The following is a 6,686-nucleotide window of genomic DNA, read 5'->3' on the forward strand; positions in this document are numbered from 1 at the left end:
CCCCCCTACTGCCCCCGCGGGGCCGGCCAACTTCCCCTCCGAGCCCCAGCCGCGCTAAGCATCAGCATGACCGCGGCCCCCTCCGATCCCGACCGGTCCGACGCGGCGACGCACGTCGCCGAGGCCAAGGCGTGCGCGCGCCGCGGCGACCTCGCGGGCGCGGCGGCGGCGCTCAGGGCGGCGGAGGCGGCGGGCGGCCCGCCGGCGGCGCTCGCCGCCTTCCTCGCGGCGCTGGGGCTATCCTTCCACCAGGCCGGCCGGCTGGCCGAGGCCGAGGCGGCCTACAGGGACGCCCTGCGGCTCGATTCCTCGCTGGCCGAGCCGCACAACAACCTGGCGGGCCTGTGCCTGGCGCAGGGCCGCGCGGCCGAGGCCGAGGCCCACTACCGGCAGGCGCTGGCGCTGGAGCCGCGGCTGACCGCGGCGCTGGGCAACCTGGTGATCCTGCTCCGGCGCGGCGCCCGGCTGGACGAGGCCGAGGCCGCCTGCCGGGCGGCGGCGGCGGCTGCGCCCGGATCGGCGGAGGTCCGCCTGCACCTGGGCCGGGTGCTGGAGGAACAGGGCCGGACCGAAGAGGCCCGCGCCGCCTACGGCGAGGCGCACGCGCTCAGTCCGTCGTTCGCCGCGGCGGCGCGCCAGGCCCTGGCGCTGCCGGTGATCCCCGCCTCGGCGGCGGAGGCCACCGAGGCGCGAGCGCGGTTCGAAGCCGGCCTGACGGCCCTCGAGCAGGCGCCGTCCCTGCCCGTCGATCTCGAGGCGCTGGGGCAGGTGCGCTGGTTCAACCTGGCCTACCAGGGCGGTGACGACCGGCCGCTGGCCGAGCGGCTGTGCCGGCTGTTCAGGGCCCGCGCGCCGCAGCTCACCTTCGAGGCGCCGCACGTGGCGACATGGACGCCACCGGCCGGACGGCGCATCCGGGTGGGCTTCCTCTCCGACTTCTTCCGGGACCATTCCATCGGCCGCTTCTACCGGGGCTTCGTCGAGCGCCTCGACCGGGCGCGGTTCGAAGTCACGGTGATCCACGGACCGGGCTCGGTTCGCGACCCGGTGCGCGACGCGCTCGACGCGGCGGCCGACCGGGCGGTGACGCTGGCCGGCCCGCTGGCCGCCCAGCAACGGCGGATCGCCGACCTCGCGCTCGACGCCCTGTTCCACCCGGACGTGGGGATGAGCTCCGCGACCTACTGGCTGGCCTATGCGCGGCTGGCGCCGGCGCAGTTCACCAGCCTCGGCCACCCGGTGACGAGCGGATTGGACACGATGGACTGGTTCGTCTCCTCCGCCCTGACCGAGCCGGAGGGCGCGGAGGCGCACTACAGCGAGCGGCTGGCGAGGCTGGCGCGGCTGCCCTGCTTCTATCCCCGGCCGGCGGCGCCCGAGGCCGCCTCCCGCGCCGATTTCGGCCTGCCGGATATGGGGACGCTTTACGGCTGCCCGCAGAGCCTGTTCAAGCTGCACCCGGAGTTCGACGCCGTGCTGGCCGAGATCGCCGCGCGCGATCCGAGGGGCTGGATCGTCGTGCCCGCGGCCCCCGAGCCCCGTTGGACGAGGCTGCTGAAGGTCCGCTGGGAACGGCAGGCGCCGGGGCTGCTGGACCGCGTGGTCTTCCTGCCGCGGGTGGCGGGCGGGGACTTCGCCCGGCTCTGCGCGGTCTTCGACGTGCTGCTCGACCCGATCCACTTCGGCAGCGGCGTCACCCTCTACGAGAGCCTGGCGGCAGGCACGCCGACGGTGACCTGGCCCGGCCGCTTCGCCCGCGGCCGCTATGTGGCCGGCGCCTACCGGCAGATGGGCCTCGCCGACGCCCCCGTGATCCAGCGCCTGGAGGACTACGCCGCGCTGGCCGTCGCCCTGGGCGGCGACCCGGACCGGCGCGTGGCGCTGCGGACGGCGACGGTCGAGGCGCTGGACGGACTCTACGAGGATGCGCGCGCCGTCGTCGAATTCGAGGCGTTCATCGCGAGCGCGATGGCAGCCTGATCGGCGATCAGCTTGCACCCGGGGTTGCGCCGGCCTCGATGCGGGTCGAGGCTGGCGGCCCCAGTCCGTGCGCCTGAACCGCCATGCCCCAGTCCCCGCCGCTTTCCAGGCTCAGGCTCGTCGGCCGCCTCTCCGTGGCCTTGCTCCTGGACCTCGTGCAGATCGGCCGCCTGGATCGCGAGTTCCTGGACGGCGTCCTGCTGCTCACCATCGTGCAGGCCAATATCGGCCCGCTGACGCGGGACACCGACCTGCAGCGGACCTACGGCGACTACGACGCGCCGCCGCCCGACGAACTGCGGCGGCGGGTGAGCGTGAGCGCCATCGCCCGTTCCCTGCGCCTTCCCTACGAGACCGCGCGGCGGCACATCGCGCGCCTGGCCGCCGCCGGCGAGTGCGAGGTGACGCCGCAGGGCGTCTATGTGCCGGCCGCGACCCTGCATTCGCCGCGCCACCGGGAGGCGGTGATCGGCACCTGTGAGCTGCTGCGCGACTTCTACTTCCGGCTGCGCGAGCTCGACGCTCTCGCCGACCTGCCGGCCGCCGAGCCCGCCGCCGCGCTCAATGCTGCGTCCGGCGCGCCCGTTCGGGCCATCGTGCGGATCTCGTCGGACTATGTGCTGCGGATGGTGGACCTGCTCGCGATACACGTGGGCGACCTGGTGCGCGGCCTGATCCTGCTCGCCGTCCTGCGGGCGAACACCGAGGACTTGACGGCCGAGGTCCGCGGCCGCGCGGCGGAAGGGCCCGACGGCTTCACGTCCGACGCAATGCGCCGCCCGGTGAGGGTGGCCGAGCTCAGCGCCCGCCTCGGCGTGCCGGAGGAGACGGTGCGCCGGCACGCCGCGCGTCTGGTCAAGGACCGGCTCTGCGTGCGGGGGCCGGACGGCCTGGTGCTGCCGTCCCATGTGCTCGCGAGGCCCCAGTTCGTGCAGCTGATGGCCGACAACCACGCCAACGTAGCCCGCATGTTCGCGGCTCTCGCCCGGCTCGGCGTCATCGCCGAGTGGGAACGGCAGCGGGCGGCGTCAGGGGGCTGAGGCACGCCGGCGATTCGTACGCCGGGTACGATCCGCGCCGATTTTCTGCGGCGGCTGGTCGCACTTTCCCCTCGAAGGCCCCAAAATGGGTATGGCGATGGCTTCAACCGGCGGTTGGCTTCAGGCCACTAAGGGCGACACCTCGAGGCGGGCGACTGTCGCCCGGCCCGGAGGCCAAGACCAACGTCGGGGCGACCCTGAACATGACCAAGCCGCTCAAGGCCGCGAGCCTTACCGCCGCCACGCCGACCGACCCGGACGCCCATCCGGTCGACCGTCACGTGGGCCTGCGCATCCGCATGCGCCGCAAGGAGCTGGGGCTCAGCCAGGACAAGCTCGCCGACGCGCTCGGCATCACCTTTCAGCAGATCCAGAAGTACGAGCGCGGCGCCAACCGCGTCAGCGCCTCGAAGCTGTGGGAGACCGCCCGCGCCCTGCAGGTGCCGATCAACTACTTCTACGAGGGCCTGCCGGAGGACGGCGAGGCGGCGGCCGCCGCGTCCGGCGCGCACGCCTTCCTGCTCACCGCCGAGGGCCTGGAACTGGCCTCCAACTTCCCCAAGCTCAGCGACCCCCGGTTGCGCCGCAAGGTCGTGGAGCTGCTGCGCGCGATGGTCGAGGCCGAGACGGCCGCCGCCTGACCGCTCAGGCCCGGCAGGGACGGATCGCGCCGGGTTCCGGCCGCCGTCCCGGGGCCGGCGGCTCGAACACCGCCAGGTAGCCGCCGCCGCCGGTGAGCGTCGTGAAGCCCACCTGACGGTAGCCCACCGCCTCGAACTCGCACTTCAGCAGCGCCGGCGGCGTGCCGTGCCGACGGGTCGGGCGGTCGAGGTCGATCACCCCCACCCGCGCCCCGGGCTTGAGCGAATCCGCCAGGTTCCAGAGCAGGGCGTAGGGGCTCTCCACCTCGTGGTACATGTGCACGAGGACGGCCCGGTCCACCGGCGCCGGCAGCCGCGGATCGTCCGGCGTCCCCACCACCAGCTCGACATTCGCCAGGCCGCGCCGCGCCACCTCGGCCTTGAGGTCGGCGAGGTAGTCCACCATGACGTCCTGGGCATAGACGCGCCCCTCGGGCCCCACCACCGGCGACAGCCGGATCGTGTGGTAGCCCGAGCCCGCGCCGATGTCGGCCACGGCCATGCCGGCGCGGATGCCGAGGCCGCGGACCAGCTGGCCGTTCTCGTCGGCCTTGTCGCGGTCGGGACCGCTGGACCAGACCGGGCTGACGATGTCGGCCACCGGACGGTCAGGCCTGGGGAAGGTCGCCGCCGCCGCCGGCGCCGGCTGGGCGTCCGTCGGCTGCGAACAGGCGGCGAGCGCGAGCGAGAGGGCGGCGAGCAGGCTGGATTTCATCGGCCCACGATCCGCGCCGCGGCGGACGGACGCAAGCCCGGACCACGAAGAGGGAGGGCCGGACGAGCGCCCGGACCCTCCAGTCCGGTCAAATCAGAAGGCCTTGCGCACGGTGGCGAACACCTGCCGCGGCGCGCCGGGAAGCAGGGTCTGGCTGTCGCCGCGCAGCGGGAAGCCGTTGGAGTTGATGGTGGAGATGTACTTCTCGTCGAGGAGGTTGGAGACGTTGAGCTGGACCTCCAGCCCCTCCAGCCACGGCGACCCGGAGAAGCGGTAGCCGAGAGCCAGTTCCGCGAGCGTCTGGGATGGCACGCTGCGGTCGTTCTCGTAGGTGAAGTAGCGCTTGCTCATATGGGACATCGACAGCCGCCCGAAGAGGGCGCCGTCGTCGTAGCCGAGCTCGGCCTTGGCCAGGTGGCGCGGCGTGTCGACCGTGGTCCTGCCGGCGGTGCGGGCGACCACCGCCCCGTTACCGTCCACCGTGTCGTCGTCGTAGGCGGAGTCGTTGTAGGCGTAGGACCCGAAGGCCGACCAGCGGTCGGTGATGTCCCAGGCGCCCGCGGCCTCGAAGCCCTTGGCGGTGACGCCGCCGACGTTGGAGAGCGCCGAGGGATTGCCGACGATCCCGGAGCCCACCGGCACGGCGAACAGGCGGTCCTTGAACTTCACATGGTAGGCCGCGAGCACGCCCTGGAAGCCCGCGGTGCGGAAGCGCCAGCCGCCCTCGAAGGTGTCCGAGATCTCCGGATGGAGGGTGTCCTGGATGGCGGCGAAGCCGGCCTGGGTGGTGGAGAACGGACCGGACGTGCCCGAGCTCGGGAAGGCGCGCATGTTGCGGGCGTAGCCGGCGAACAGCTCGCTGTCCTCGGAAAGCGCGAAGCGGGCGCCGGCCTGCGGCAGGAAGCCCTCCCTGGCCTCGATGGTCCCGTTCTTGCGCAGGGATTCGGTGCGGGCGAAGACCGTGCGGCCCTCGTTCTCCACCGACAGCGAGGCGAAGCCGAGGTTGACGGTGAGCGCCTCGGTGACCGTCCAGGTGTCCTGGACGTGGACCTTCCAGGTGGTCGTGCCGAAGTCGTACTCCCAGTCGGTCCGGAAGGGCCCTTCCTGCATCTCCAGGCTGTCGCGACCGGGGGCGTCGTATCCCAGGCCATAGTAGCGGCGGGCCTGGTTGAACTCGTTGTTCTCGAACCAGACGCCGGCGTTTATGGCGTGCGCGCCGATCCGCACCGTACCGGAGGCCACCAGACCCTGGCGGCCGAGGTCGTACTCGGTGGTGCGGATGGAGATCGGGGCGTTGTCGCGGGTCGCCCCGGCGACGCCATAGTTCGGCGACGGCACATAGGGGGTGAACCACAGGCCCTGGCCCTCGTCGTTGTGCAGGTAGGCGGTGGCCCGGAAGTCCACGCTCTCGTTCGGCGAGAGTCGCAGCGTGACCGCGCCCACCAGGTCGTCGCGCAGGCCCGCCGCGTTGGCGTAGGCGTCGTCGGTGGAGAGGATCGGCGACGGGTAGGTGGTCCCCGCCGACGGCCGAGCCGGGGTCACGCCCGTGTCGCCGCGGTTGTTGGCGATCTCGGCGATGCGGACGATCAGGGGCCAGTCGTCGGAGATGTTGTCCCAGCCGTATCCGAGCCGGTCGAGCATCCCCAGGGACATGTCCTGGTAGTCGTTCTCGCGGCGCTTGGACCAGTTGACCCAGCCGGTGAGGGACGCCGCGTCCCCAAGCGGCTGGACCAGCTTGGCGTTGACCTGCTGGTGGCGCTGCTCGCCCGCGCCCTTCCACTTGTCGGCGGTGTTGTAGGAATAGCTGACGAAGCCGCGCGCGCCGGTGGCGAGCTCTCCGGTCTCCAGGCGGGCGAAGCCGCGCCAGGTGGACTCGCTTCCGCCGGTCGCCGCCACGACGCCGCCGAAGTCCGTCCGCGGGTCGCGGGAGACGTACTTGAGCGTGCCGCCCAGGTTGTTGGCCGACGGCGTGTCGAGCGCGCCGGCGCCCTGCGCCAGCTCCACCGCGCCGACGTTCTCGCCGGCGATGGCGCGCGAGATGTGCAGGCCGTTGTGGTTGCCGTAGGTCATGTCGCCGAGCGGCATGTCGTCGAGGGTGAAGCCGAGCTGACTCTGGTTGAAGCTGCGGATCGAGATCCGCGCCGCCCACTCGTAGGAGCCGAAGGGATCGGCCGCCTGCAGGTTCACGTTGGGCAGCTTCTCGACGAGCTTCAGCGGGCTCGCGCCGGGGGTCTCCAGGGCAAGCTCCTCGCCGCTCACCGTCTGGACCTGGCGCGCCTCGCCGCGGCCGAGGACGACGATCTCCTCGAT

The 6,686-nt window shown here is 72.8% G+C and carries 5 protein-coding genes; 3 read left to right on the forward strand and 2 right to left on the reverse strand.

What is annotated here, in order from left to right:
• Nucleotides 1-66 precede the first annotated feature (66 nt).
• The 3 genes from V7Z97_RS18695 (at nt 67) to V7Z97_RS18705 (ending at nt 3,661) form a co-directional block, all read left to right on the forward strand.
• The gene (locus V7Z97_RS18695) at nt 67-1,980 is read left to right on the forward strand and encodes an O-linked N-acetylglucosamine transferase, SPINDLY family protein (RefSeq protein WP_334164953.1); all 1,914 of its coding nucleotides are present in this window, start codon (nt 67-69) and stop codon (nt 1,978-1,980) included.
• 83 nt (nt 1,981-2,063) lie between these two features.
• Entirely contained in the window at nt 2,064-3,020 is a 957-nt protein-coding gene (locus V7Z97_RS18700) for a hypothetical protein (protein WP_334164954.1), read from the forward strand.
• Nucleotides 3,021-3,223: 203 nt separating this feature from the next.
• Complete coding sequence (locus V7Z97_RS18705) at nt 3,224-3,661, forward strand: helix-turn-helix domain-containing protein (RefSeq protein WP_334164955.1); 438 nt, start codon at nt 3,224-3,226, stop codon at nt 3,659-3,661.
• 4 nt (nt 3,662-3,665) lie between these two features.
• Here V7Z97_RS18705 and V7Z97_RS18710 read toward each other — a convergent pair whose 3' ends face one another.
• Nucleotides 3,666-4,376, reverse strand: coding sequence for a class I SAM-dependent methyltransferase (locus tag V7Z97_RS18710; RefSeq protein WP_334164956.1), 711 nt, complete (start codon nt 4,374-4,376; stop codon nt 3,666-3,668).
• Between the two features lie 93 nt (nt 4,377-4,469).
• On the reverse strand, nt 4,470-6,686 hold a 2,217-nt coding region (locus V7Z97_RS18715), incomplete at its 5' end, for a TonB-dependent receptor (protein WP_334164957.1).

The organism is Phenylobacterium sp., assembly GCF_036821595.1.
GTDB lineage: Bacteria > Pseudomonadota > Alphaproteobacteria > Caulobacterales > Caulobacteraceae > Phenylobacterium.